The sequence below is a fragment of the Occultella gossypii genome (genome assembly GCF_019947135.1).
In the GTDB taxonomy this organism is placed as follows: Bacteria; Actinomycetota; Actinomycetes; order Actinomycetales; family Beutenbergiaceae; genus Occultella; species Occultella gossypii.
In genome coordinates this window covers 242,049-263,833 of record NZ_JAGSHT010000007.1, presented here as the reverse complement: position 1 = coordinate 263,833, position 21,785 = coordinate 242,049, and the positions used below count along the sequence as shown (strand labels likewise).

The following is a 21,785-nucleotide window of genomic DNA, read 5'->3' as shown; positions in this document are numbered from 1 at the left end:
GGTGCGCGGGCAACCGACGGTCGCCGGCACCACGGGCAGGCGCGAATTCAGCGTGATCGAGGCTAAGGGACGCCGTTAGGGTGGCGCCCATGCCCGCTCCGATCGAACCCGAGACCGCCGACGAACCGGACCTGAGCCCTGCGGCACTCTGGCCCTTCACACGCCTGTCCGCGCGGTCGGGCGACCTCGAGTTGCGCTACATCGACGACGAACTGCTGGCCGCGGTCGCCGCAGTGGCCGCGCGAGGGGTGCACGCCGAGGACTTCATGCCCTTCGACTTCCCGTGGACGCGAGGCACCCCGGTGGAGGTGGCTCGCAGCGTGCTCGCCTACGAGTGGGGCAAGCGGGCCGCGATGTCACCGGATGCGTGGACCATCGAGCTCGCGGTCCTCGTCGACGGTGTCCCCGCGGGCATCCAGGCGATCGACGCCCGTGACTTCGCGGTGGCGCGCACGGTCGAGACCGGCTCCTGGCTGGGCCGCGCCCATCAGGGCCGGGGCATCGGCACCCGGATGCGCACGCTGATGCTGCACCTGGCGTTCGCCGGGCTCGGGGCCGAGGTCGCCACCACCAGCGCCTGGGCGGACAACGGCCCCTCCAACGGGGTCACCCGCAAGCTCGGCTATTCCCCGAACGGGGTGCGGCTGGAGTCCCGCGAGGGCAACCCGGCCGAGAAGCTGCTCTACCGTCTCGCCCGCGCCGACTGGGAGGCGAACGAGGCTGCCCGGCTTCCGGACGTCACCCTCACGGGCACCGAGCAGGCGCGGGAGTTCTTGCGGATCTCCTGAGCGCACCGGTCCCACCGGAACTGCCCGGAGTCCCGGGACAGCATGCCCTGCCGGCCGGGACAGTGGGCCGTTCAGCATGACTCCGAAGGGCCCGCACGCCTCGGTCACGGTGACCGACCCCGTCGGGTCGAAGGAGAACGATCATGTCCACACACGCCGTTGCGCCCCGCACAGTTCCGCCTGGAGGTCCGGTATCGGAGCCACCGTCTCGCAGTTGGGCCCTCGCCGGCATCGGCGCCGGCCTTGCGGGGATGCTGAGCATCTACCTGTCGCTGTCACTCAGCCCGGCGTACGACCCCGCGGCACCGCCCACCCCGGAGTCGATCACCGAGCACCTGTCCACCCAGGTGCCGCAGTTGCTCGGCTTCCACGTCGCGACCATCGTGGCGGCACTCCTGCTGATCCCGTTCGCGGTCGGCCTGCACCGTCACCTGGCCCGCCGGTCCCCGGCCGGATCGCTGCTGCCGGGCGTCGCCGCGGCGGGACTCGTGGTGCTCGCCACCGTGCTGGTCCTGGGGTCGGGCCTGAACACCGAGTTCGTCTTCGGGTTGACCGAGCCGGAGCTGCTGATCGCGACCGACGTGTCGTTCTACTCGCACTGGGTCGCGACGATCCCCTGGCTCTGGGTCACGGCCGGCGTCACCGGCCTCGCGCTGGGTCTGGCGGCCGTCCGGCACCGCGCCTACCCACGCGGGATCGGCGTCGTCAGCCTGGTGCTCGGCGCCCTGATCGTCCTGGTCGGGGTGTCGCCGCTGCAGTACATGGCGGGCTTCGTCGGACCGGTCTGGCTGTTCGTCGTCGCGCTCGCCGCGCTGCGCACGCAATCCCGGCCCGATACGACCACGCCGGGACGCTGACCGTCCCTACAGTTTGCTCATGTCAGAGCCAACCGAGCTCGGGCGCGGCGGTCACGGACTGCCGCGCCTGGCCGTCCTCCTGGGCGGGACAGCGTGGCTGCTCGCCCTCGCCGGGCTGCTGCTGTTCCTGTCCTCCCGGCCGGCCGGCACCGTCGACGACCTGTTCCTGATCGTGGACGTCATGGTCGGGCTCGTCTACGGGACGGTCGCCACCGTGGTGCTGCTGCGCCGCAGCCACGTGGTCGGCTACCTCGCGGCGCTCACGGCGGTCGGTGGTGGGCTGTCCGCGCTCGGCGGCGGCTGGCGCATGTTCGCCGAAAGCCGGGGCCTGACGCCCGGCCCGCTCGCCGACACGTTCGGCTGGGCGTGGGTCCCGGGCACCCTCGCGCTGTTCCTGGTGGTGCCGTGGCTGGTCCGGGAGCGGCCGCTCGGCCGCGCCTGGTGGGGACCTGCGACCGGCGGCCTGATCGCCGCGGCCGCCCTGGTGGCGAGCCTGGCCGGCAACTACGCGGTGCTCGCCGGGGTGCTCGTCGTCGCCGTGGTCTTCGGGCTGACCACCGCTGTCGCGGTCGAGGCCCGACGGCGCAGGTCGCCCGAGTCCGAGGCCGTCGGCCTGGGCTGGCTCGGCCTGGGCACGCTGGTGCTGGCCGTGTCCTTCGTGCCGCTCCTGCTCCCGGTGGGAACGGTGCCGGACTGGCTCACACCGGCGCTGCACCTCGCGAGCCAGGCGCTCTTCCCGGCAGCGATCCTCACGGTGGTGCTGCGCCAGCGGTTGTGGGGGATGGAGCTCGCGGTGTCCCGGGCACTCCTGGCCGGGGTCCTGACGGCGGCGCTCGCGGGCATCTACCTCCTGGCGGCGCTGCTCGCCGGGGTCCTGATCCCGGGACAGGGCATCGCCCAGGCGGTTGCCGCCGCCGCCGTCGTTATCGCGGTCGGCCCCACCCGGCTGTGGTTCGCGGCACGGATCCGGCGGCTCGTCTACGGTGTCGCCCACGACCCCTGGCGCGTGGCTAGCTCGATGGGGACCCGGATCGGGCGAGGCGGCACGGACGACGGCCTGCTCACCTCCCTCGTGGAGAGCGTCGGGACCGCGCTCCGGCTCGAGTCGGTCACGGTCCGCGGCACAGACCCGGCCGAGACCTCCACCGGCGGCGACCTCAACCCGGAGGTGGCCCCGGTGCTGGCCGCCTGGGGCCTGCCGACCGGCGGCCCCGTCGCCGTTCCACTGATCTCCGGGGACCGGACGATCGGCACCCTGGAGGCCACGCCTCGACCCGGCGAGACCCTCGACGCCACCACTCGCCGCGCATTGGACGAGCTCGCCGCCGTCGTCACCGCCGGCCTTGTGCTGATCCGCACGGCCGACGAGCTCACGCGGACCCGTCGCCGGCTGACCGACGCGCGGCTCCAGGAACGCCGGGTGATCCGACGCGAGCTCCACGACGGGCTCGGCCCCTGGCTCGCGGGCCTGCGCCTGGGCCTGCAGGGCGTGGCCAACACGATCCGAACCGACCCGGACGGCGCCACGAAGATGCTCCGGGCGCTGCAGGGCGAACTCGATCAGCGGATCGAGGATGTCCGCACCATCGCCCGCACCCTGCTGCCGCCGGTGCTCGAGGAGCTCGGACTCGAGCCCGCGCTCGCGGAACTGGCGGCGCGGCACCGGCGCAGCGGCTTCGACGTGCGCCTGCGCTTCGCCGTCGACGCCGACCTCCCCGACCCCGTCGCCGCGGCCTGTTACGGGATCGCCGCCGAGGCCGTGTTGAACGCGGCCCGGCACAGCGGCGCCGCCGAGTGCGAGCTGGAGGTGTGCGAGGTCGAGGCCGCGGTGCGCGTGTCCTGCCGGGACGGCGGCGTCGGCTATCGCGAGGACGCGCGCGTCGGCGTCGGCACCCTTTCGATGCGTGAGCGGGCCGAGGAGCTGGGTGGGGCGGTCGAGGTCCGCCACCTGGCCCCACACGGCACCGCGGTCGAGGCCACGATCCCGGTTCGCCCGCCGGGCATGGCCCTGCCCGACTCGCAGGTCGGTACGGGCGCCGGTGCCGGGGTGAACGCGGCAGGCACACTCGGAACCGCGGGCTCCACATGACCGGGCCGATCCGCGTCGCCATCGTCGACGACCACCCGGTCTTCCGGCTCGGCATGACCGGGCTGCTCGACTCGCTGCCCGGGGTCACGGTCGTGGGTCAGGCGGCCGACGCCGCCCAGGCCCGGGTGGCGATCACCCCCGAGGTGGATGTGGTGCTGATGGACCTGCACCTCGGGGACGACTCCGGCATCGAGCTCACCCGGGAGATCGTCCGCGAGCACCCGGGTCTCGGGGTCCTGGTGATCACCATGAGCGACGACGACGAGGCCGTCGTCGCGGCCATGCGCTGCGGCGCGCGTGGCTACCTCCTCAAGACGGCCGGCCCGGACGAGGTGGAACGTGCGATCCGCGCGGTCGCCAACGGGGAGATGATCCTCGGCCCGCAGGTCGCGGCCCGGGCGATGTCCACGCTCGTGTCCGGGCGCACCGCCGTCCGGTTGCCGTTCCCGGAACTGTCCGCCCGGGAACGGGAGGTCCTCGATCTGGTCGCACGCGGCCATGACAACGCGGCCATCGCTCGCCGGCTGGTGCTCAGCCCGAAGACCGTCCGCAACCATGTGACGACCATCCTGACGAAGCTGTCGGTATCGAGCAGGCCAACACTGATCGTGCGCGCCCGGGAAGGCGGTCTCGGCGGCACGGATCCCACAGCTGTGACGGATCCGGCCTGAGACCGGCCCAAGCCGCGCACACCGTCAGCGCGAGTCGGCCCACGCCCGCAGCCGGCGGTGGCGGTGCGCGAAGAGGGCGTCGATCAGCGCGTGCACGGCACGCCCGGGCAGCGGGAATCGGGGGATCATCGTCACCTCGTCGGTGACCCGGGTGAGCCCATCGGCGAGGCTGACGAGTTCGCGCCGGTGCTCCCAGACGCGGGCCGTGAGCATCTCCGAACGCTCATGGAACATGGTCGGGGCCGACACCGCGACGAGGAACAGGTCGTCGTACTCGACCGGGATCAGGCCGGCCAACCGGAGGTGGGCCTTGCCCAGGTGTTGGCCGACCGGCGCGGTCGCGATCGTCCCGGCCTGCCAGCGCGCAGGCATGGTCATGGTGAGGAACGGCGCGAGTTCGTCGTTGATGCCGGCAGGGGTGGTGACCCGGTGCCACACCTCGGCCAGCGGTGCGGCGACGCCGACGCCGCGGGTCACGTGCACGGGTGGGCTCACCCTGTCGATGGTAGGTGCCGGGTGCCTTTCCCGGCCCACCGGGCGGTGCCGCCGGTAGACTCGGGCCCGGACGCCGTCGTCGAGGAATTGCTCTGGCGGAGCACCGGTCAGAGGTGACCGGGCGCCGCGGACCGGTCGATCGCCGTCGACGCCCCCCGGGACCGACCCACAAGGTCACCACCCGGGCCACGATCCACAAGATCCGACGAGGGAGTCATGAGCATGTCCTATGGGTTCACGCCGCAGCAGCAGGAACTGATCGAGCAGGTCCGCGAGTTCGCCGACACGGTGGTCCGGCCGGCCTCCTACGAGTACGACACCAAGCGCGAACTGCCGTACGGCATCATCAAGCAGATGGGGGACCTGGGCCTGTTCGGCCTGCCGTTCCCCACCGAGTACGGCGGCAGTGGCGGTGACTACGTCTCCTTCTGCCTGGCCGTGGAGCAGATCAGCCGGATGGACCAGAGCCTCGGGGTGACCCTGGAGGCCGGCGTCGGGCTCGGCGCCATGCCGATCATGCGGTTCGGCACGGAGGAGCAACGGCGCGAGTGGATCCCGCGGTTCGCGTCCGGTGAGGCACTCGGCGCGTTCGGGCTCACGGAGGCCGCGGCCGGCTCCGATGCGGGCGGCACCTGCACGACGGCGGAACTCGTCGACGGCGAATGGGTCATCAACGGCTCGAAGCAGTTCATCACGAACTCCGGCACGGACATCACCCGCCTCATCACGATCACGGCGGTCACGGGCCGGACCACCCGGGCCGACGGCACGGTCAAGAAGGAACTCTCCGCGATCCTGGTGCCGGTCCCGGCCGAGGGGCTGACGGTCGGGCCCGCCTACGACAAGGTCGGTTGGCACACGTCCGACACCCACCCGCTGACGCTGACGAACGTGCGCGTGCCCGAGGCGAACCTGCTCGGCGAGCGCGGGCGCGGGTACGCGAACTTCCTGGAGTCCCTCGACGAGGGCCGGATCGCGTTCGCGGCCTTGTGCACCGGTGCGGCGCAGGGGTGCCTTGAGGAGGCGATCCGCTACGCCCAGGAGCGTGAGGTGTTCGGACGGGCGCTTGCCGAGAACCAGCACACCGCGTTCATGATCGCCAGGATGCAGGCGCGGGTGCATGCCGCCCGGCTCACCTGGCTGAACGCCGCCCGGCAGATGGCGGCGGGGGAGCCGTTCAAGATGCAGGCGTCCATCGCGAAGCTCACCGGCAGCGAGGCGGCGATGGCGAACGCCCGGGACGCGTCCCAGATCTTCGGTGGCTACGGTTATCTCAACGAGAACCTCGTGGCCCGGCACTACCGTGACTCGAAGGTGCTGGAGATCGGCGAGGGCACCACGGAGGTGCAACTGATGGTGATCGCCCGCGGACTGGGCCTGGCCGGCGCCGGGCTCTGAGTCGGCGCGAGGGTCGCGTCGCGGGCGAGGAAAGGAACCATGACCGATCGACCGAGTCTGACGCTGACCACGATCAACATCGGCTCGCCCGACCCGGCGGCGCTCGCGCACTTCTATGCGGAGCTGTTGGACTGGGAGGTGGCCCGGGTGGAGGAGACCGACGCCTACCTGCGCAATCCTGCCGGCGGGATCTCGGTGGCGTTCCAGCTCGAGGACGTCTTCACGCCACCGGTGTGGCCCAACACGGCCGACCACCAGCAGATGATGATGCACCTCGACATCATGGTCACCGACCTGGACACCTCGGTCGAGTTCGCGCTCAGGTGCGGTGCCACGCTCGCGCAGTACCAGCCGCAGGAGGACGTGCGTGTCTGCGTCGACCCGCACGGCCACCCGTTCTGCCTCTGGCTCGGCTGACACGGCCCGGGCATCAGGGCCCGGACGCGCCGACCCCATCCCCGCATGGGCCGCCGCCGAGCGCCTCGGCGATGAACACGTCCCTCCGGTCGGGGTGCACCAGCGGGTGGTAGAACGAGGCGATCTCGGTGCTGGCCTCCGGGACGTAGTGGAAGATCAGAGACCGGCGGAACCGGTCCGGCGAGGTGTTCGCGAGCGACCCGTGCACCACGCTGCCGTGGAAGAACAGCACGTCGCCGGCCCTCATCACGGTCTGCACCTTCGACATGCCCTCCGGGATCGGCACCTCGGCGTTCGTGAACGACTGGGTCATGTCGGCAGGTTCGGGACAGACCAGCTCGGTCCGGTGCGAGCCCGGCACCACGGCCAGCCCGCCGTTCGCAGCGTCCACGTCGTCGACGGCGATCCACGCGGCCAAGCAGGTCTCCGGGTGGGTCCGCAGGAACAAGTTGTCCTGGTGCATCGCCTGGCCCCGGGCGGTGGGCGGCTTGAAGTAGAACATGGACTGGGCGCCGAGCGCCGGCCCGATCAGTCCGGTGACCACGTCGAGTAGGCGCCGGTCCAACATGACATCAAGGGCCAACCGGCCCACCGCGAGGTCCGGGCGCCGGTGGGGATGGATGAACCGTGGGAAGCGGGCCAGCACGTCGTCGTCCGGCACGCGGTCGTCGATGGCCAGCGAACGGTCCGCGTCGACCTGGGCCATGAAGGCTGCGCGGATCCGCTCAACCTCCGCGTCGCTGAACACGGCGGGGACCTGCTGCACGCCGTCGCGATCGTAGTCGGAGAACTCTGTCCTGGCCGGGGCGCACACTGCGACCGGGGTACTCGTTACGGTAGACATACCGTCGAGTCTGCCGCCGCGTTGCGTCGGGAATAAGAGGTGATGCGCTTGTGACCCTTCAAGATTCTGCTGCCCGACCGGAGTCGCACACGCCCATCGTGCGCCGCGTGGTGGCCGGCGAGTTCGACGAGGATCCCCGGTACGCCACCTACCGGGAGCGGGGCACCACAGACTGGCTTCTGGTACACACCCTCGAGGGTGCCGGCCGGTTCGGTGCCCGCAGCACGGATGTGCCGGCCGTCCCCGGACGCACGCTGCTGGTACGGCCCGGCACCCTGCACGACTACGGCACCGCCGTCGGGCAGGAGCGCTGGCACTTCCTGTACGCCCACTTCCACCCGCGCGACGACTGGCTGCCGTTGCTGTCCTGGCCGCAGGCGGCGGCGGGCATCGGCGCCATCGAGGCGACCGGTGAGGTGCGGCGCGGCATCGAGGTGGCTCTGCGCGCCGCAGTCGGCGGGCGGGGCACCGCCGGTCGCAACGGCGAGCTCGCCGCCGTGAACGCACTGGAGTCGGCGTTGCTGTGGTGCGACCGGGTGAACCTCTCCCGGGAGTTGGCGGGCACCGACGAACGGCTGCTCCGGGCGGTCGCCCTGATCGATGCGGACCTGCGGGCCGCTCTGCGGGTGGCCAACCTGGCGCGGGCGAGCTCGCTCTCCCCATCCCGCTTCGCCCACCTGTTCGTCAGCCAGTTCGGGGTGAGCCCGCAGCGGTTCGTGGAACGCCGCCGGCTGGCGGAGGCCGCCCGGTCGCTGGAGCTGACCAGCCGCACCGTCACGTCCATCGCCGCGTCGTGCGGGTTCGAGAGTCCGATGTACTTCGCCTCCCGGTTCCGGGCCCGGTACGGGATGAGCCCCAGCGAGTTCCGGGGCCGGAGGGAGCTCTGACGACGCCGTCGGGCGCTAGTCCCCGGCCCCGCCGGTGCCCAGCGTGCGGTCGACCGCCGCAACGAGCTGGGCGTCGGCCGCGGCGAGCGCACGGAGCGCGTCGGTGTCCAGGCCGGCGAGGATCTCCCGGCCGAGCCGGGATCGGGAGTCCTCGAGGTCCCGGAACAGCCGCCTGCCCTCAGTGGCCAGGCCGATCAGCCGCACCCGGCGATCGGTCGGGTCCTCGCGGCGGCTCACCAGGCCGCGCTCCACGAGTCGGTCGACGGCGGCGGAGACCGTGGGCGGCGAGAGTCGCATCGCGTCGGCGAGCGCCGTCATCGTCTGTTCGCCATGGAAGTGCACGACGGCGAGCAGCCTGAACTGCTGCATCGTCAGCGTGCTGTCCAGCAGTGGCTCGAGCTGCGAGGCCAGGCTCGCGCGCATCATGGCGTGCTGGGCCTGGAAGATCTCCTCGACCAACCGGTCGCGCTCACTGGTGGAGGGTCGCAAGGAGCGACGGGCGACCCCCGGGCCGGGACCGATCAGCGCGCCGGCGCCGGCGCGGACTCCGGACCGGACGGGTCGGGTTCCCGGGGCAAACACGCGGCGGACAATTCGTCCGATGTGGAAGTCGCGACCGCGCCCGTCGACCGATGCGGGTCGCCGCGCCGGCCCGAGTGGGGCCGGCCGCCGACCGTGATCACCACGGCACCGAGGAGCACGAAGACGATCGGCACTCCGATCGCCGTACGGATCGCGTCCAGCCCTGCTTCCGGTCCGGTCGCCGCCCCGAGCGCCGCGACCTGAACCGCGGTGGCGGCGGAGATCCCCAGCGCCGCCCCGAACTGCAGGGACGTGTTGAGCAGCCCTCCGGCGACCCCTTGCTCAGACCCGGCCACCCCGTCGGTCGCGGCGATCGCGAGCGGGCCGTAGACGAGAGCGAACATGAAGCCGATACCGACCATGGTCGGCACCATCGCGGCATAGGCCCAATCGAGGTCCGCACGGAGGAACAGGGTGTAGGCGACCAGGCCCGCGAGGAGCCCGCCCGCGATCACCCGACGCACCCCGAACCGCTGCACCAGCCGGGGCGCGAGCGTCGGTGCGAGGACCACGTCGAGCGCCATCAGCAGCATCGCGAGCCCGGTCTGCAGCGCGGTCCAGCCGCGCAGCTCCTGCAGGTACAGGGTGGTCAGGAACTGGAACCCGTAGAACGAGCCGGCGAACAGCAGCGCGGTCACGTTCGCGGCGGCCAGGCCCGGTGCGCGCAGCAGTCCCGGCCGGATCAGCGGGTCCGCGGCTCGGCGTTGGCCGAATGCGAAGACGACCAGCAGCGCGGTGGCCAGGAGCAGCGTGCCGACGGCCTGCACACCCATCTCGTGGACTCGCTCGAGGAGGGTCAGCCCGTACGCGAACAGCACCATCGAGGCCGTCAGCGTGAGCGCCGCGGGCACGCCCAGCCGGCCACGCCGCCCGCCGTCGGGCGGTTCGGTGAGCAGCGGGATCGCCAGTGCGAGCAGCACCGCGGCGATCAGCACCGGGGCGAAGAACACCCATCGCCAGCCGATCGCGGTGAGCAGACCGCCCGCCACGAGACCCAGCGAGAACCCGGCGGCGCCGGCCGCGCCGTAGATGATCAGGGCACGGTTGCGCGCCGGCCCTTCCGCGAACGAGGTCGTGATGAGCGAGATCCCGGCCGGCGTGAGGAAGCCCGCGGCGATCCCGGTCACGAACCGGGCGAGGAGCAGCATCCAGCCCTCGGTGGCGAACCCGCCGAGACCGGAGAACAGGAGGAACACCACCAGCCAGGTCAGGAACATCCGGCGCCGTCCGAACACATCGGCTGCGCGTCCACCGAGCAGCATGAAGCCGCCGTAGCCCACCACGTAGGCGGTGATCACGCCGCTCAGTTCGGTGGTGGTCAGACCCAGGTCCGTGCGGATCGCAGGAAGGGCCACGTTCAGCATCGCGACGTCGCTGCCCTCAAGGAAGATCGCCCCACACAGGACCACCAGCACCCCGAGGTCCCGCGCGCTCATCCTGGTGGCTGCCGGCTGTTCCATGCCACGTCCTTCCCTTCGCCCCGGGGTCTGTGGTTCCCCGATTGCTGGTCGGTTACTTCTTGTAACCTCGCCAAGCGTGCGGCACGATGGGCGACTATGGAAGAAGGCACTTCTCAGTCACTCGGTTCTCCCGCGGATACCGCAGGCCATCGCTCCGACTACGACGTCTGGCAGTGGGACGCCCGCGAGGACTGTGAGGTGCGCCAGATCCTGGATCGGGTCGCGGACAAGTGGTCGCTGCTCGCCATCGCGCTGCTCGACCGGCGCAGCCTGCGGTTCACCGAACTGAAGCGTGAGATCGACGGGATCAGCCAGCGGATGCTGACCCGCACGCTGCGCCACCTCGAGCGGGACGGACTGGTGGAGCGCACCGTCCACCCGGTCGTGCCACCCCGAGTCGACTATGCCCTCACGCCGCTCGGGCGCACCCTGCACGCGACGATCAAGTCGCTCGTGGTGTGGACCGAGGCTCACCAGGAGGAGATCGCCCGGGCCCGCGCCGACTACGACAAGCGTGAGGCGGATCTGCGCGAAACCTCCGCGGCCGGCGCGGCGGACTAGACCGGGAGTCGACGAAGCCCCAGGACGGGCAGCGGACCTCTGCGCGATCGGCGCGGAGCGGGTGTGGACAACTCCATACGTCACCGGCGCCTGGTGCGTGCCGCTCAGGCCGCGTGCCGGCCCGGCCCCCGCGGGCGCCAGGTGTGCACCACGTAGCCGTAACTGAGTCCGAGCCGGTGCCGGTGCGCGCGCAGCCACGGGTCGGCGACGGCTGGCGGGAACTCCAGCCGGAGCACCGTTTCGAGGTCGGCCCGGGACTCGAAGCTCCAGCTGCTCAGCACCGCTTCGCTCGTGGCTCCGTGCTCGCGCCACCAGTCGAGGATGTAGGTCCCGGTGCCCTGCTCGGCGGCCCAGGGGCTGACCGCGAGCAGTTCGGCGAACTCGCCGTCGTCGTGGTCGTTGTCTATCACCACGAGCGCGCCGCCGGGGGCGAGGACCCGTTGGACCTCGAGGAGGCCGGGGGTGGCATCGAAGTCCGGGCCGGGGAAGAAATAGGCGAAGCGGGCGTGCACCACGTCCACGGAGTCGTCCGGGAGCGGGATGTGCTCGGCGGAGCCGTGCCGCACCTCGGCACCGCCGGGCCGCGACTGCGCGAGCGGCAGCAGGGCGGGATCGGGTTCCACCCCGATCACCTGGGCCGCGTCGGCGTAGCGGGGCAGCCAGAATCCGCTGCCGCAGCCGAGGTCGAGGAGCCTGCGCCCGGCCCACGGCGCGACCGTCTCCAGGCGCGCCCAGAGCGTGCCGTCCGGGTCGATGGCCGCGTTCTCGATCTCGTAGGCGGCAGGGTCCATGCCCTGGTTGCCCGCCCTGACGAAATCGCTCAACTCGGTCATGGTGCCTCACCCTGCCACACGCCGCCGACCCCGCCATCCGGCCCTGGGTCGGCGCACTCGGCGGGACCCCCATAGGCTGGCGGGTATGGATTCCGAAGAGCGCCTCGCCGTATTCCTCGACTACGAGAACCTTGCGCTCGGCGCGCGTGAGCACCTGGGCGGGATGACCTTCGACTTCGGTCCGATCGCGGACGCCCTGGCTGTGCGCGGACGGGTGGTGGTGCGCCGCGCCTACGCGGACTGGTCCTACTTCGACGAGGACCGTCGCTCGCTCACCCGGCACCAGGTGGAGCTGATCGAGATGCCCCAGCGCATGGGCGCCTCCCGTAAGAACGCCGCCGACATCAAGATGGTGGTGGACGCGATCGAGATGGCGTTCGAGCGCGACTACATCTCCACCTTCGTCATGTGCACCGGGGACAGCGACTTCTCCCCACTGGTGCACAAGCTCCGGGAACTGAACAAGCGCGTCATCGGCGTGGGCGTGGAGAAGTCGACGTCCCGGCTGCTGCCGCCCGCCTGCGACGAGTTCCTGTTCTACGACCGACTCGAGGGTGTGGAGGTCCCGGAGCCCACGCCGGCCAGGCGCGCCGAAGCTGCCCCCGCCACCCGCCGGGAGACGCGGCTCAAGGCGGCCCCGGATCCGGCGCCGACCCCCGAGACCCTGGACGAGGACGAGAGCGACGAGGAAATCGCCGACGACACGACCGCGCTGGACGTCCTCGTCGCGCAGACGCTCGCGGGGTTGCAGTCCTCCACGAGTGCGACGGTGACGGCCTCGGTCCTCAAGCGCACCCTGCTCCGCAAGGACCCGACCTTCAGTGAGTCCGACCACGGCTACCGCACGTTCGGGGAGGTGCTCCGCAACCTGGCCGAGCGCGGCATCGTCGAGTTGGGCACGGGCCCGGCCGCAGGCGACCCGGAGGTGTCCCTGCCCGAGCGCGACGAACGGGAAGATGCGTTCGCGCTGGTCGCCGCCGTGGTCTCCGAGTCGGACGGGCCGTCGGCTCTGTCCGGCCTCAAGAACCACCTGCGCAAGCGTCGCCCGGACTTCTCCGAGAAGGCGCTCGGCTACCGCAACTTCCTTCAGTTCTGCCGGGCCGCGGCGGAGGCCGGTGCGGTGACGTTGCGCTGGGACGACGACACCGAGGACTATCTGGTCAGCACCTGACCGCTCACCTCACCCGGGCGGGCTCAGCAGGCCCCGCGCCGCGGCGACGTAGCGCCGGCCCAGTTCACGTTGGCCCACGGCGTCGTGGTGGAGCGGGTCCACCTCGGAGTTGTAGGCGCCGAGCGGGCCGGGCACGAAGGCCGTGTTCGGCACCCGGTCCAGGGTCTGCGCGATTCAGAACAGGGTCGATCCCCGGGACTCCAGGTCCAGGAGGAACTTCTTGGCGTCGATGCCGCCGCCGTAGCCGGTCAGGTTGCCGCCGGCGCCGATCACCCGATGGCACGGCACGATGATCGAGATCGGGTTGCGGTTGTTCGCGAGGCCGACCGCGCGGGCCGCGCCGGGCTGCCCGAGCGCGTCCGCGATCTGGCCATACGTGCGGGTCTCGCCGAACGGGATCAGCAGCAGCTGTTCCCACGCCGCCTTCTGGAAGGTCGTTCCCACCGGGGCGAGGGGCACATCGAACACCGTCCGCCCACCCGCGAAGTACTCCTCGAGCTGGGTCTGCACGTCCCGGAACGGCGCTGGGTCTGCGATGGCGCCGTCGGCGAGGGTGATGGTCCGGTGCCCCGGGTAGAGCAGCCCGGTGAGCGCGCCGTCGGCGTCGGCGAGCAGTACGAGCGTCCCGATGGGGGAGTCGAGGTCGTGGCGGTAGGTGGTGCCGGCCCTGCTCATCCCGGCCTTGGCGATCTCGGTCATGTTGCCTCCAGTTGGGCGTACCGCCACAGGTGGTGGGCGGCATAGGTGCGCCACGGCGAGAACTCCGTGCCGATCGGGTCCACCGTCGCGCCCGCGAGCCGCTCCGCCGCCCGCCGGAGCACCAGGTCGGTGCCACAGTAGGCGTCCGGGTCGCCGAGAGCGCGCATACGTACGTACTGCGTCGTCCACGGCCCGATCCCGGGAAGCGCGAGCAGGCGCCGCTCGGCCTCGTCCGCGTCGAGTCCGCCGTCAAGGTCGAGTCCGTCGTCGGCGGCCCGGGCGAGCGCGATCAGGGCCCGACGGCGCCCGGCTGGCATCGCGAGCGTCTCACCGTCGTCCGGGTCGACCCGGGCGAGCTGCGCCGGGGTCGGGAACATGTGGGTGAGCGCGCCGCTCGGTGCGGCCAGCGGAGTCCCGATCGCCCGGGCGAGGCGGGAGGTGTGCGTACACGCGGCAGCGAGTGAGACCTGCTGGCCCAGGACCGCCCGCACCGCGATCTCGAACCCGTCCGCCTGTCCCGGTGCGCGCACTCCGGGCCGCGCACGCACGAGAGGTCCGAGCCACGGATGCTCACCCAGCCCGGCGACGATCGCGGCCGGATCGGCACCCAGATCTGCGATCCGGCCGGCCGCGGCGGCCGCGGCATCGAGGTCCCCGGCATGTGCGCAAACCTCCAGGCTCAGGCTGGACGCACCCGGTGCCGGCCGCGCGATCGTGATCACGCCGGGACCGTGCGGCAGCGCCAGCGTGCGCCGGTAGGTGTGCGCGTCGATCTCCTCGACGCCGGCGATGATGCGCGCGGCGAGGTAGTCCCACATCGCGTCACCGTCGAGCGGGGGGGTGAACGGGAGCGCAACGGTCGTCAACGGCATGCGGCCCATCGTGTCACTCACCTCCGACACCGCCTCGGCACGTCGACACCGGCAGTGCTAGCCCGTTAGGGTGGTTCCGCATCTAGAAACGCAGTTCACAATAGAGAACGAGGCACCGATGCCCACGACCGTCCCCGCACAGATGCGCGCACTCGTGCTCGCCGACTTCGGCACCCTCCTCCTTGAGGATCGACCCACCCCCCTCCCGGCGCCGGGGGAGGTGCTCGTGCGCATCGTGGCGACCGGGATCTGCGGCTCCGACCTGCACGGCTACACCGGCGAGAACGGGCGTCGCCAGCCCGGTCAGGTCATGGGGCACGAGACGGTCGGCATCGTCGCGGCGCTCGGTGACGGCGCCACCGGCCACGCGCTCGGTGACGTCGTGGTACTGAATCCCAACCTCGCCTGCGGCACGTGCGCGCGCTGCCTCGAGGGCAACGCCCACATCTGCGCCCGGCGCCGCGTGATCGGCGTCGACCCCGCCATCTCGAGCGCGTTCGCCGACTACCTCGCGGCCCCCGCGGCCAACCTCGTACCGTTCGCCGGCGATGTCGCCGTCGGCGCCCTCGTCGAGCCCCTCGCGGTCGGCTACCACGCGGCATTGCGCGGCGGCGTCGACTCGGACTCGCGGGTGCTCGTTCTCGGAGGCGGCCCGATCGGGCAGGCCGTCGCGATCGCCTGCCGCCGGCTCGGCGCGGCGTCCGTCCTCGTCTCGGAGCCCCACCCCGCCCGCCGGACGCTCGTCGCCCGGCTCGGGTTCGCCGTCGTCGATCCCGGCGCCGACGACGTGCACGAGTCGGCCGGCGAGATCGACGTCACCATCGACGCCGTCGGCGTGAGCGCGACCCTGGCGACCGCACTCGCCGCGACGGCGGCCGGCGGCACCGTGGTGCTCGTCGGCATGGGCGCACCGACCGTCGAGCTACCCGCCTACGCGATCTCGACGGCGGAACGCACCCTGGTCGGCGCGTTCTGCTACGCACCTGTCCACTTCGCGGACACCGCCGCATGGGCTGCCGGGGCGAGCGCGGAGCTGGCGCCGCTCATCTCGCGCACCGTCGGCCCCGAACAGGCGCAGGCCGCGTTCGCCGGCCTGGCCGACGGCTCGGACCCCGCGAGCAAGATCCTCGTCGCGTTCGCGCCGGATCGACTCCGGTCATGAGGGACACGGCGGCGGGCCTTCGACGGGCACCGGTTCGACGCCTGGGCCGATCCACCTGAACGGGGTCACCGGAGCTGTCGTCATGAGCCGGTGCTAACGTGGGTTCACCTGAACAAACTGCAGTTCAACATATGGAACGCCACCGATGGTGTTCCGTTCGGCCCGGAATCCGAGCCGGAACCACATCTCGCATCAATGGAGGGCGTTATGTCTCGTCGGTCCCGCTCGCGCGGACTCTTTCCCGTGGTTGCGCTGGCGCTCGCCGGCACGCTCGTCGCGTGCGGGTCAAGCACTGGACCAGGCTCCGATCCCGACGGATCGGGAGACGGGGAGATCGGTGGTGAGCTCACGCTCGCGACGAGCCCCGAGCAGAACCGCGGCCTGGAACTCTTCTACGACCAGTTCGAGGAGGAGACCGGGGCGACCATCGACGCCGAGTTCCAGCAGGTCGACTCCCTGAACGAGCAGCTGCGGATCCAGATCACGTCCGGGACCGCGCCGGACATGTTCCGTTCGGCGCCGGGTTCGTCGGTACCGTCGGCCGTCCTCTCGCTGGCCGGCGAGGGCAACGTCATGGACCTGTCCGACCAGCCGTGGGTCGAGCAGGTGCCGGACTCGTTCCTGCCCCTGATGAGCAACGACGACGGCCTGTTCGCGTACCCGATGAGCGGCCAGGGGCTCCTGATGTTCTACAACCGGAGCGTCTTCGAGGAGGTCGGCGTCGAGGTGCCGACCACGTGGACCGAGTTCCTCGACGTCTGCGAACAGATCAAGGCCGCGGGCACGACGCCGATCGCGCTCGGGCTGGGCACACCCGCGTACATCCAGTTCATCCCGTACATGCTCTCGGCGTCGCTCGTGGCGAACCTCGACCCCGACTTCATCGAGCAGCGTGCGGCCGGCGAGACGACGTTCGCGGAGTCGGAGGGGTGGCATGAGACCTGGGAGAAGTTCCTCTCCCTGATCGAGCTCGGCTACACCACCGACCAGCCGCTCGGCGTCGCGAGCGACCAAACGATCCAGCAGGTCGGAACCGGGGATGCCGCGATGATCGCGCTCACCTCCGGGTCGGCTGCGGTGCTCGCGGACTACGCGCCCGGTGGGCTCGACGACATCGGCATCTTCGCCCTCCCGGCCACCGACGACCCGGCCGAGACCTGGACCCCGTTCTCGCCCGACTACCTCGTGGTGAACGCCAATGCTGAGAACGCCCCGACTGCGCTGGCCTTCCTGGAGTACCTCTCCGACCCGGCCCGTGCGGCGCAGTATGCGGAGGAGACCGCGATGGTGCCCGCGCTCGCGAACGCGGACCCGGTCGACAACGACCTGAACGACGTGCTGCAGGTGTTCCGGGACGAGGACCGGACCACGCCGTTCGCCAATCACCTCTGGCCGAACGGTGAGGTGCAACAGGTGCTGATGGCGACCGGCCAACAGGTGGTCGAGGGAACCAAGACCATCGATGAGCTGCTGGCCGAGATGGATGCGGCCTTCGGGGACGGCGCGTGACGTCAGTCCAGACTGCGCCGCTGGGTGGCCTGGCACGTCAGCCGGAGCGGCGGCGCCGACCACGGACCAGGGTCTCGTGGTGGTTCATCGTGCCCGCCCTGGTCGCCTACGGCGTCGTGGTCGTCTACCCGAGCCTGTCCGGTGCTTACTACGCGTTCACCGACTGGAACGGTGGGCCCTACCCCTCGTTCATCGGCGGCGCGAACTTCGCCGAGCTCGTCCAGGACGAGCGCGCACTCGCCTCGCTGCGAAACACGCTCGTACTGTCCGTGGCGGTGGTGATCGGACAGAGCCTGCTCGGGCTCGTGCTGGCACTGGCACTGAACACCGCCATCCGCTCGCGGAACCTGCTGCGCACCCTGTTCTTCGCCCCGATGCTGTTGCCCCCGATCGCGATCGGCGTGCTCTGGCAGTTCATGTACTCGCGAGGCGGGCCGATCGACACGGTGCTATCCGGTATCGGGCTCGATGCCCTGGTCCAGAACTGGCTGGGGGACTCGTCGGTCGCGCTGTGGTCGGTCATCGTGACCGTCGTGTGGCAGCACGTGGGGCTGTCCATGGTGATCTTCCTCGCCGGCCTGCAGGGGGTGCCGGAGGAACTGTACGAGGCTGCCTCGCTCAACGGGGCCGGCCGGTGGCGCCGGTTCTGGAGCATCACCAGGCCGATGATCGGGCAGGCCACCACGATCGTGCTGGCGCTGACCATGATCGGCGGACTGAAGCTCTTCGACCAGGTCTTCGTGATGACCAGCGGTGGGCCCGGATACGCCACCGAGACCCTCTCCCTGCTGATGTACCGCGAGGTGTTCGTGCTCGGCCACTACGGCTACGGCACCGCGATCGCACTCGTGCTGACGATGATCGTGGCGATGATCGCCTTCGTGCAGATCTCGGCGACTCGACGCGGCGAGGTGGAGGCGTGATGTCCCGGATTCGGTACGGAGCGAGCAACATCTGGCTCGAGATCGTCATGATCGCGGCCGTCGTCGCGTTCATCTTCCCCGTCTATGTGATGGTGACGATGGCGTTCAAGTCCTCGGCGGAGGTGGCTGAGTCCGCGATCGCGCTGCCGCAGTCGCTGAACCTCGAGAACTTCACCAACGCCTGGGCCGAGGGAGAGTTGGGCCGCGCCCTGGCCAACTCGGTGGTGGTCACCTCGCTCAGCATCGTGCTGCTGGTCCTCATCGGCTCGGCGGCCGCGTTCACCATCGTCCGGGGAGGCCGTCGCATCCATGGGGTGCTGCTCATGCTGTTCCTGCTCGGGATGATGATCCCCTTGCAACTGGGCATGGTGCCGCTCTACACGTTGATGCGCGACCTCGGTCTGCTGCAGACCTACACCTCGCTGATCGTGTTCCACGTCGGGTCGCTGCTGCCGATCACGATTTTCCTGTACACCGGCTTCCTGCGCGCTCAGTCACCGACCTACGAGGAGGCGGCTCGGGTGGACGGCGCCTCGCAGTGGCAGGTTTACTCGAGGATCGCGTTCCCGCTGTTGCGGCCGGTGACCGGCACGGTGATCATCATCAACGCCATCAATATCTGGAACGACTTCCTGACCCCGCTGCTCTACCTCGGCGGCTCGGACAAGCGAACCCTGACCGTGGCGATCTACGCGTTCCGCGGTGAGTACGCGACGAACTGGGGCATGACGTTCGCGGGCATCGTGATGGCGATCCTGCCGGTGCTGATCGTCTACTTCCTGCTGCAGAAGTACATCATCAAGGGCTTCGCGAGCGGCTTGAAGGGCTGACGGGTACCCCGTTCCTGCAATCCAGGCGGCGCGCGCGACATAAGCCCGGTAGGACGAGGGAGGCTCGGCATGGGGCGACGGTGGGTGGGAGCGGCACTGGGCGTGGTCGCGGGGCTGGTGCTTGCGGCGTGCGGTGGGCTCGGCGGTTCACCGGGCAGCGGCGGCCCGTCGGACGGTGGTCCGACGATCAGTGGCACCAACTCCGACCCGGCCGGCGAGGTCCTGGTCGGCGTCGGCACGATCATGCAGGTCGATGGTGAGCCGGCCGAGATCTGTCTCGGCGGCATCCTGACGTCGTACCCGCCCCAGTGCGCTGGACCCGAACTGATCGGCTTCGAGCGCTGGGACACGCTGGACCACGAATCGGCCTCTGGACGGACCTGGGGCGACGCCTGGGTAGTCGGCACCTACGACGGGACCTCCTTCACGTTGACCGAGCCGCCGACCTCCGAGCCGCCGGCCGGGTGGGTGGCGCCGACGCCCGAACCCCTCGAGTTCCCGGAGCTGTGTGACGACGAGACCCAGGCCGGCGGTGGGCCCGAGGGCACCGACCTGCTCACCCAGCAGTCGGACCTGATGATGCTCCTCGAGGCCTACGACGGGTACGTGCTCAGTTACGTCTCCGGCGGTGGCGACGTGATGAACGTGCTCGTCTCCGGCGACGCGACCGAGGCCCGGGAGGATTTCCGCGAGGTCTACGCCGGGCCGCTGTGCGTGCAGACCAGCGACCTGCCGCTGCAGTCCGAGATCCGCGCGGCGCAGGACGCTCTCAACGCCGTCTGGGAGGAGTTGGACCTGCTGTCGACCGGCAGCGGCGTCAGCGGACTGCTCGAGGTGCAGCTCGTGGTCGCCGACTCAACGCATGTCGAGGCCGTGACCGAGGTCGTGGCCCAGTGGCTCGAGCCGGACGAACTGGACTTCAGCGGCGCGCTGGAGCCCTTCTCAAGCTGACCTCAGCCGAGCCCGAGCAGCCCCGCCATGGTGCCGCCGAGTACGGCGGCCGAGGATCCGCCGTCGAGCCCTGAATGCGCCCGGACTGCCTCCAGGGTCTGCCGATAGGTCAGGTGCGGACGGGAGACCGGGAAGTCCGATCCCCACGCCAGCCGCTGCGGCCCGAAGTGCTCCAGCAGATCCGCCAGCACGCGCCGGTCGGGGTAGGGGAAGTCCCACGTGCGCTCGGTGAGGTAGTGGAACCCGCTGACCTTCACGTACACGTTCGCCACCGTTGCGAGGTCACGCAGGGCCGCGACCTCGCCCGGTGCATCGGCATCGACGTGGCCCTGATGGTGGATCAGCACCGCCACGTCCGGGTGCGCTCGCGCCGCCGCGGCGACGGCCCCGAACCACGCCGGCCGCGCGTGCAGCGAGAGGAGCAGACCATGTGCGGCGAGCGTGGAGAGGAAGCCGTCAGCGTCGTCGCTTCCGAACCAGTCGTCGGTCTCGTCCGTGAGGTAGTGGGTCACCCCGACCACCTGCCCGACGGCGTCGCCCGCCTCCGCGAGCGCCCTCGCCAGCCGCTGGGGCGCGCCGGGAAGGTGGTACTCGGGTGTCCATCGCGAGTCCACGTCGAGGGCGACACTCAGGCGATCCGGGTGCTCGGCCGCGGCGGTCAGGACGTAGTCGTTGTTGCGGGTGTTGTCAGTGCGGTCCTCACCGCCGCCGATCCCGGCGCAGACCACCAGCGCCCGGTCCACGCCGGCCGCGTCCATCTCGTACAGCAGCGAGCCGACGCTGCCGCGGGTGAGCGGGTCCGGCACGGCGGCCGGATAGGGCCAGCGCGCCCAAGCGTGGGCGTGCGCGTCGATGATCACGGGACGACTCCTCGGGCCGGCGGGGCGTGCGCGGAAAGCCTAGCGAGCCGGCCCTTCGCGATACCACGGGGCTGCGTGGCGACGGGGCGGCCAGGTTGTCCATGGTGAAGTATCGTTCGACAGAGTGAACGACAGGGGATCAGTAGTGGACACCGAACGACGCACCGGCGCACCTGCGCTCGCCCGCGGCCTGCGGGTGCTGGAGCTGCTTGCCGACTCCGAGAGCCTGAGTCTCACCGAGGTGGCGGTGGCGCTCGATCTGCCGAAGTCGAGCGCGCATCACCTGATCGGCGCACTGGTCGAAGCCGGCTGGGCCGAGCGCGATCCCGTCACCATGCGGGTGACCCTTGGCCTGCGCGCCTGGGAGGTCGGCCAGGCCTACGACGGCGCACAGAGCCTGAGCCAACGGGCGCGCCCGTTCATGGACGCCGTGCGGGACTCGACGGGCGAGACGGTCCGGCTCGCGATCCGGTCCGGCGCGGACCAGGTCTGCCTCGCCAAGAGTCACGGCACCCACAAACTCGTGTTCGACCAGCGCATCGGAGCGCGCCTGCCCTGCCACGCCACCGGCCTCGGCAAGGCGCTGCTCACGGCCCTGGACGATGCCGGCCTGACCGAGCTCTACGGGAACGGCGGGCTCGAGGTCTTCACCGAGCACACCCGGCCCGACGTCGCGTCGTTGCGGGCGGACGTCGCGGCGGCCCGGGAGCGGGGCTGGGCCGAGGACGACGGCGAGTACATCCTCGGCGTCCGCTGCGTCGCCGTGCCGGTGTTCGACCGCGACGGCGAGGTGGTCGCGGCGCTCTCCGTGAGCGGCACCACCGCGCGGTTCTCCGCGGAGCAGGCGGACCGGTGTCGTCACGAGCTGCAGCAGGCGGCCGGGGAGCTCGCACAGCGTCTCGGCGAGCACACGCTACCTGCGTAGG

The 21,785-nt window shown here is 71.0% G+C and carries 24 protein-coding genes; 15 read left to right on the top strand and 9 right to left on the bottom strand.

The window, feature by feature from the left end:
• The first annotated feature begins 89 nt into the window (after positions 1–89).
• The 4 genes from KCQ71_RS07895 (at position 90) to KCQ71_RS07880 (ending at position 4,405) form a co-directional block, all read left to right on the top strand.
• A complete protein-coding gene (locus tag KCQ71_RS07895) occupies positions 90–788 on the top strand; it encodes a GNAT family N-acetyltransferase (protein ID WP_223404567.1) in 699 nt (232 codons plus the stop codon).
• 143 nt (positions 789–931) lie between these two features.
• Positions 932–1,645, top strand: coding sequence for a hypothetical protein (locus tag KCQ71_RS07890; protein ID WP_223404565.1), 714 nt, complete (start codon positions 932–934; stop codon positions 1,643–1,645).
• A gap of 19 nt (positions 1,646–1,664) precedes the next feature.
• On the top strand, positions 1,665–3,734 hold the full coding sequence (locus KCQ71_RS07885) for a sensor histidine kinase (RefSeq protein WP_223404563.1): 2,070 nt from the start codon (positions 1,665–1,667) through the stop codon (positions 3,732–3,734).
• Positions 3,731–4,405, top strand: coding sequence for a response regulator (locus KCQ71_RS07880; protein WP_223404561.1), 675 nt, complete (start codon positions 3,731–3,733; stop codon positions 4,403–4,405). The genes KCQ71_RS07885 and KCQ71_RS07880 overlap by 4 nt, the downstream gene beginning before the upstream one ends.
• Positions 4,406–4,429: 24 nt before the next feature.
• On the opposite strand, the gene KCQ71_RS07875 is transcribed toward KCQ71_RS07880, so the two are convergent.
• Positions 4,430–4,900: an Rv1443c family protein gene (locus tag KCQ71_RS07875; RefSeq protein WP_223404559.1), complete on the bottom strand. Its 471-nt coding sequence runs from the start codon at positions 4,898–4,900 to the stop codon at positions 4,430–4,432.
• A 222-nt stretch (positions 4,901–5,122) separates the two neighbouring features.
• Between KCQ71_RS07875 and KCQ71_RS07870 the strand changes: the two genes are divergently transcribed.
• Complete coding sequence (locus KCQ71_RS07870) at positions 5,123–6,298, top strand: acyl-CoA dehydrogenase family protein (RefSeq protein ID WP_223404637.1); 1,176 nt, start codon at positions 5,123–5,125, stop codon at positions 6,296–6,298.
• A gap of 39 nt (positions 6,299–6,337) precedes the next feature.
• Complete coding sequence (locus KCQ71_RS07865; protein WP_223404557.1) at positions 6,338–6,715, top strand: VOC family protein; 378 nt, start codon at positions 6,338–6,340, stop codon at positions 6,713–6,715.
• Between the two features lie 13 nt (positions 6,716–6,728).
• Here the strand turns inward: KCQ71_RS07865 and KCQ71_RS07860 are convergent, their stop codons facing one another.
• Complete coding sequence (locus KCQ71_RS07860; protein WP_223404555.1) at positions 6,729–7,559, bottom strand: phytanoyl-CoA dioxygenase family protein; 831 nt, start codon at positions 7,557–7,559, stop codon at positions 6,729–6,731.
• Positions 7,560–7,609: 50 nt separating this feature from the next.
• Between KCQ71_RS07860 and KCQ71_RS27570 the strand changes: the two genes are divergently transcribed.
• Positions 7,610–8,446, top strand: a complete 837-nt coding sequence (locus tag KCQ71_RS27570; RefSeq protein WP_223404553.1) for a helix-turn-helix domain-containing protein — start codon at positions 7,610–7,612, stop codon at positions 8,444–8,446.
• 15 nt (positions 8,447–8,461) lie between these two features.
• On the opposite strand, the gene KCQ71_RS27240 is transcribed toward KCQ71_RS27570, so the two are convergent.
• Complete coding sequence (locus KCQ71_RS27240) at positions 8,462–8,935, bottom strand: MarR family winged helix-turn-helix transcriptional regulator (protein ID WP_283248624.1); 474 nt, start codon at positions 8,933–8,935, stop codon at positions 8,462–8,464.
• A 32-nt stretch (positions 8,936–8,967) separates the two neighbouring features.
• On the bottom strand, positions 8,968–10,488 hold the full coding sequence (locus tag KCQ71_RS07840; protein WP_223404551.1) for an MFS transporter: 1,521 nt from the start codon (positions 10,486–10,488) through the stop codon (positions 8,968–8,970).
• Between the two features lie 96 nt (positions 10,489–10,584).
• Here KCQ71_RS07840 and KCQ71_RS07835 point away from each other — a divergent pair, with 96 nt between their 5' ends.
• Positions 10,585–11,049 (top strand): winged helix-turn-helix transcriptional regulator, encoded by a 465-nt coding sequence (locus tag KCQ71_RS07835; protein ID WP_223404549.1) that lies wholly within the window; start codon positions 10,585–10,587, stop codon positions 11,047–11,049.
• A gap of 104 nt (positions 11,050–11,153) precedes the next feature.
• On the opposite strand, the gene KCQ71_RS07830 is transcribed toward KCQ71_RS07835, so the two are convergent.
• Positions 11,154–11,882 (bottom strand): class I SAM-dependent methyltransferase, encoded by a 729-nt coding sequence (locus KCQ71_RS07830; RefSeq protein ID WP_223404547.1) that lies wholly within the window; start codon positions 11,880–11,882, stop codon positions 11,154–11,156.
• Between the two features lie 85 nt (positions 11,883–11,967).
• On the opposite strand from KCQ71_RS07830, the gene KCQ71_RS07825 reads away from it, so the two are divergent.
• A complete protein-coding gene (locus tag KCQ71_RS07825) occupies positions 11,968–13,053 on the top strand; it encodes a PIN domain-containing protein (RefSeq protein WP_223404545.1) in 1,086 nt (361 codons plus the stop codon).
• 9 nt (positions 13,054–13,062) lie between these two features.
• Here the strand turns inward: KCQ71_RS07825 and KCQ71_RS07820 are convergent, their stop codons facing one another.
• From KCQ71_RS07820 to KCQ71_RS07810, 3 genes are read right to left on the bottom strand one after another with little or no spacing between them, the layout of a single operon-like run.
• A complete protein-coding gene (locus KCQ71_RS07820; protein ID WP_223404543.1) occupies positions 13,063–13,206 on the bottom strand; it encodes a hypothetical protein in 144 nt (47 codons plus the stop codon).
• Between the two features lie 21 nt (positions 13,207–13,227).
• A complete protein-coding gene (locus KCQ71_RS07815; protein ID WP_223404541.1) occupies positions 13,228–13,752 on the bottom strand; it encodes a methylated-DNA--[protein]-cysteine S-methyltransferase in 525 nt (174 codons plus the stop codon).
• The gene (locus KCQ71_RS07810; protein ID WP_223404539.1) at positions 13,749–14,624 is read right to left on the bottom strand and encodes a DNA-3-methyladenine glycosylase family protein; all 876 of its coding nucleotides are present in this window, start codon (positions 14,622–14,624) and stop codon (positions 13,749–13,751) included. The genes KCQ71_RS07815 and KCQ71_RS07810 overlap by 4 nt, the downstream gene beginning before the upstream one ends.
• Positions 14,625–14,742: 118 nt before the next feature.
• Here KCQ71_RS07810 and KCQ71_RS07805 point away from each other — a divergent pair, with 118 nt between their 5' ends.
• From KCQ71_RS07805 to KCQ71_RS07785, 5 genes are all read left to right on the top strand, one after another.
• Complete coding sequence (locus tag KCQ71_RS07805; protein WP_223404537.1) at positions 14,743–15,786, top strand: zinc-dependent alcohol dehydrogenase; 1,044 nt, start codon at positions 14,743–14,745, stop codon at positions 15,784–15,786.
• 207 nt (positions 15,787–15,993) lie between these two features.
• On the top strand, positions 15,994–17,295 hold the full coding sequence (locus KCQ71_RS07800; RefSeq protein WP_223404535.1) for an ABC transporter substrate-binding protein: 1,302 nt from the start codon (positions 15,994–15,996) through the stop codon (positions 17,293–17,295).
• Entirely contained in the window at positions 17,292–18,218 is a 927-nt protein-coding gene (locus tag KCQ71_RS07795) for a carbohydrate ABC transporter permease (protein WP_223404533.1), read from the top strand. The genes KCQ71_RS07800 and KCQ71_RS07795 overlap by 4 nt, the downstream gene beginning before the upstream one ends.
• Positions 18,218–19,048, top strand: coding sequence for a carbohydrate ABC transporter permease (locus KCQ71_RS07790; RefSeq protein ID WP_223404532.1), 831 nt, complete (start codon positions 18,218–18,220; stop codon positions 19,046–19,048). The genes KCQ71_RS07795 and KCQ71_RS07790 overlap by 1 nt, the downstream gene beginning before the upstream one ends.
• Before the next feature lie 69 nt (positions 19,049–19,117).
• Entirely contained in the window at positions 19,118–19,999 is an 882-nt protein-coding gene (locus KCQ71_RS07785) for a hypothetical protein (RefSeq protein WP_223404530.1), read from the top strand.
• A gap of 2 nt (positions 20,000–20,001) precedes the next feature.
• On the opposite strand, the gene KCQ71_RS07780 is transcribed toward KCQ71_RS07785, so the two are convergent.
• A complete protein-coding gene (locus tag KCQ71_RS07780) occupies positions 20,002–20,859 on the bottom strand; it encodes an amidohydrolase family protein (RefSeq protein ID WP_223404528.1) in 858 nt (285 codons plus the stop codon).
• A 145-nt stretch (positions 20,860–21,004) separates the two neighbouring features.
• On the opposite strand from KCQ71_RS07780, the gene KCQ71_RS27565 reads away from it, so the two are divergent.
• The gene (locus tag KCQ71_RS27565) at positions 21,005–21,784 is read left to right on the top strand and encodes an IclR family transcriptional regulator (protein ID WP_223404525.1); all 780 of its coding nucleotides are present in this window, start codon (positions 21,005–21,007) and stop codon (positions 21,782–21,784) included.
• Position 21,785: the final 1 nt, after the last annotated feature.

What these genes read in the sequence shown, in the direction of transcription:
- KCQ71_RS07895 (WP_223404567.1), top strand. Translation starts at nt 90, where the DNA reads ATGCCCGCTCCGATCGAACCCGAGACCGCCGACGAACCGGACCTGAGC.
- KCQ71_RS07890 (WP_223404565.1), top strand. Translation starts at nt 932, where the DNA reads ATGTCCACACACGCCGTTGCGCCCCGCACAGTTCCGCCTGGAGGTCCG.
- KCQ71_RS07885 (WP_223404563.1), top strand. Translation starts at nt 1,665, where the DNA reads ATGTCAGAGCCAACCGAGCTCGGGCGCGGCGGTCACGGACTGCCGCGC.
- KCQ71_RS07880 (WP_223404561.1), top strand. Translation starts at nt 3,731, where the DNA reads ATGACCGGGCCGATCCGCGTCGCCATCGTCGACGACCACCCGGTCTTC.
- KCQ71_RS07870 (WP_223404637.1), top strand. Translation starts at nt 5,123, where the DNA reads ATGTCCTATGGGTTCACGCCGCAGCAGCAGGAACTGATCGAGCAGGTC.
- KCQ71_RS07865 (WP_223404557.1), top strand. Translation starts at nt 6,338, where the DNA reads ATGACCGATCGACCGAGTCTGACGCTGACCACGATCAACATCGGCTCG.
- KCQ71_RS07860 (WP_223404555.1), bottom strand. Translation starts at nt 7,559, where the DNA reads ATGTCTACCGTAACGAGTACCCCGGTCGCAGTGTGCGCCCCGGCCAGG.
- KCQ71_RS07840 (WP_223404551.1), bottom strand. Translation starts at nt 10,488, where the DNA reads ATGGAACAGCCGGCAGCCACCAGGATGAGCGCGCGGGACCTCGGGGTG.
- KCQ71_RS07835 (WP_223404549.1), top strand. Translation starts at nt 10,585, where the DNA reads ATGGAAGAAGGCACTTCTCAGTCACTCGGTTCTCCCGCGGATACCGCA.
- KCQ71_RS07830 (WP_223404547.1), bottom strand. Translation starts at nt 11,882, where the DNA reads ATGACCGAGTTGAGCGATTTCGTCAGGGCGGGCAACCAGGGCATGGAC.
- KCQ71_RS07825 (WP_223404545.1), top strand. Translation starts at nt 11,968, where the DNA reads ATGGATTCCGAAGAGCGCCTCGCCGTATTCCTCGACTACGAGAACCTT.
- KCQ71_RS07815 (WP_223404541.1), bottom strand. Translation starts at nt 13,752, where the DNA reads ATGACCGAGATCGCCAAGGCCGGGATGAGCAGGGCCGGCACCACCTAC.
- KCQ71_RS07810 (WP_223404539.1), bottom strand. Translation starts at nt 14,624, where the DNA reads ATGCCGTTGACGACCGTTGCGCTCCCGTTCACCCCCCCGCTCGACGGT.
- KCQ71_RS07805 (WP_223404537.1), top strand. Translation starts at nt 14,743, where the DNA reads ATGCCCACGACCGTCCCCGCACAGATGCGCGCACTCGTGCTCGCCGAC.
- KCQ71_RS07800 (WP_223404535.1), top strand. Translation starts at nt 15,994, where the DNA reads ATGTCTCGTCGGTCCCGCTCGCGCGGACTCTTTCCCGTGGTTGCGCTG.
- KCQ71_RS07790 (WP_223404532.1), top strand. Translation starts at nt 18,218, where the DNA reads ATGTCCCGGATTCGGTACGGAGCGAGCAACATCTGGCTCGAGATCGTC.
- KCQ71_RS07785 (WP_223404530.1), top strand. Translation starts at nt 19,118, where the DNA reads ATGGGGCGACGGTGGGTGGGAGCGGCACTGGGCGTGGTCGCGGGGCTG.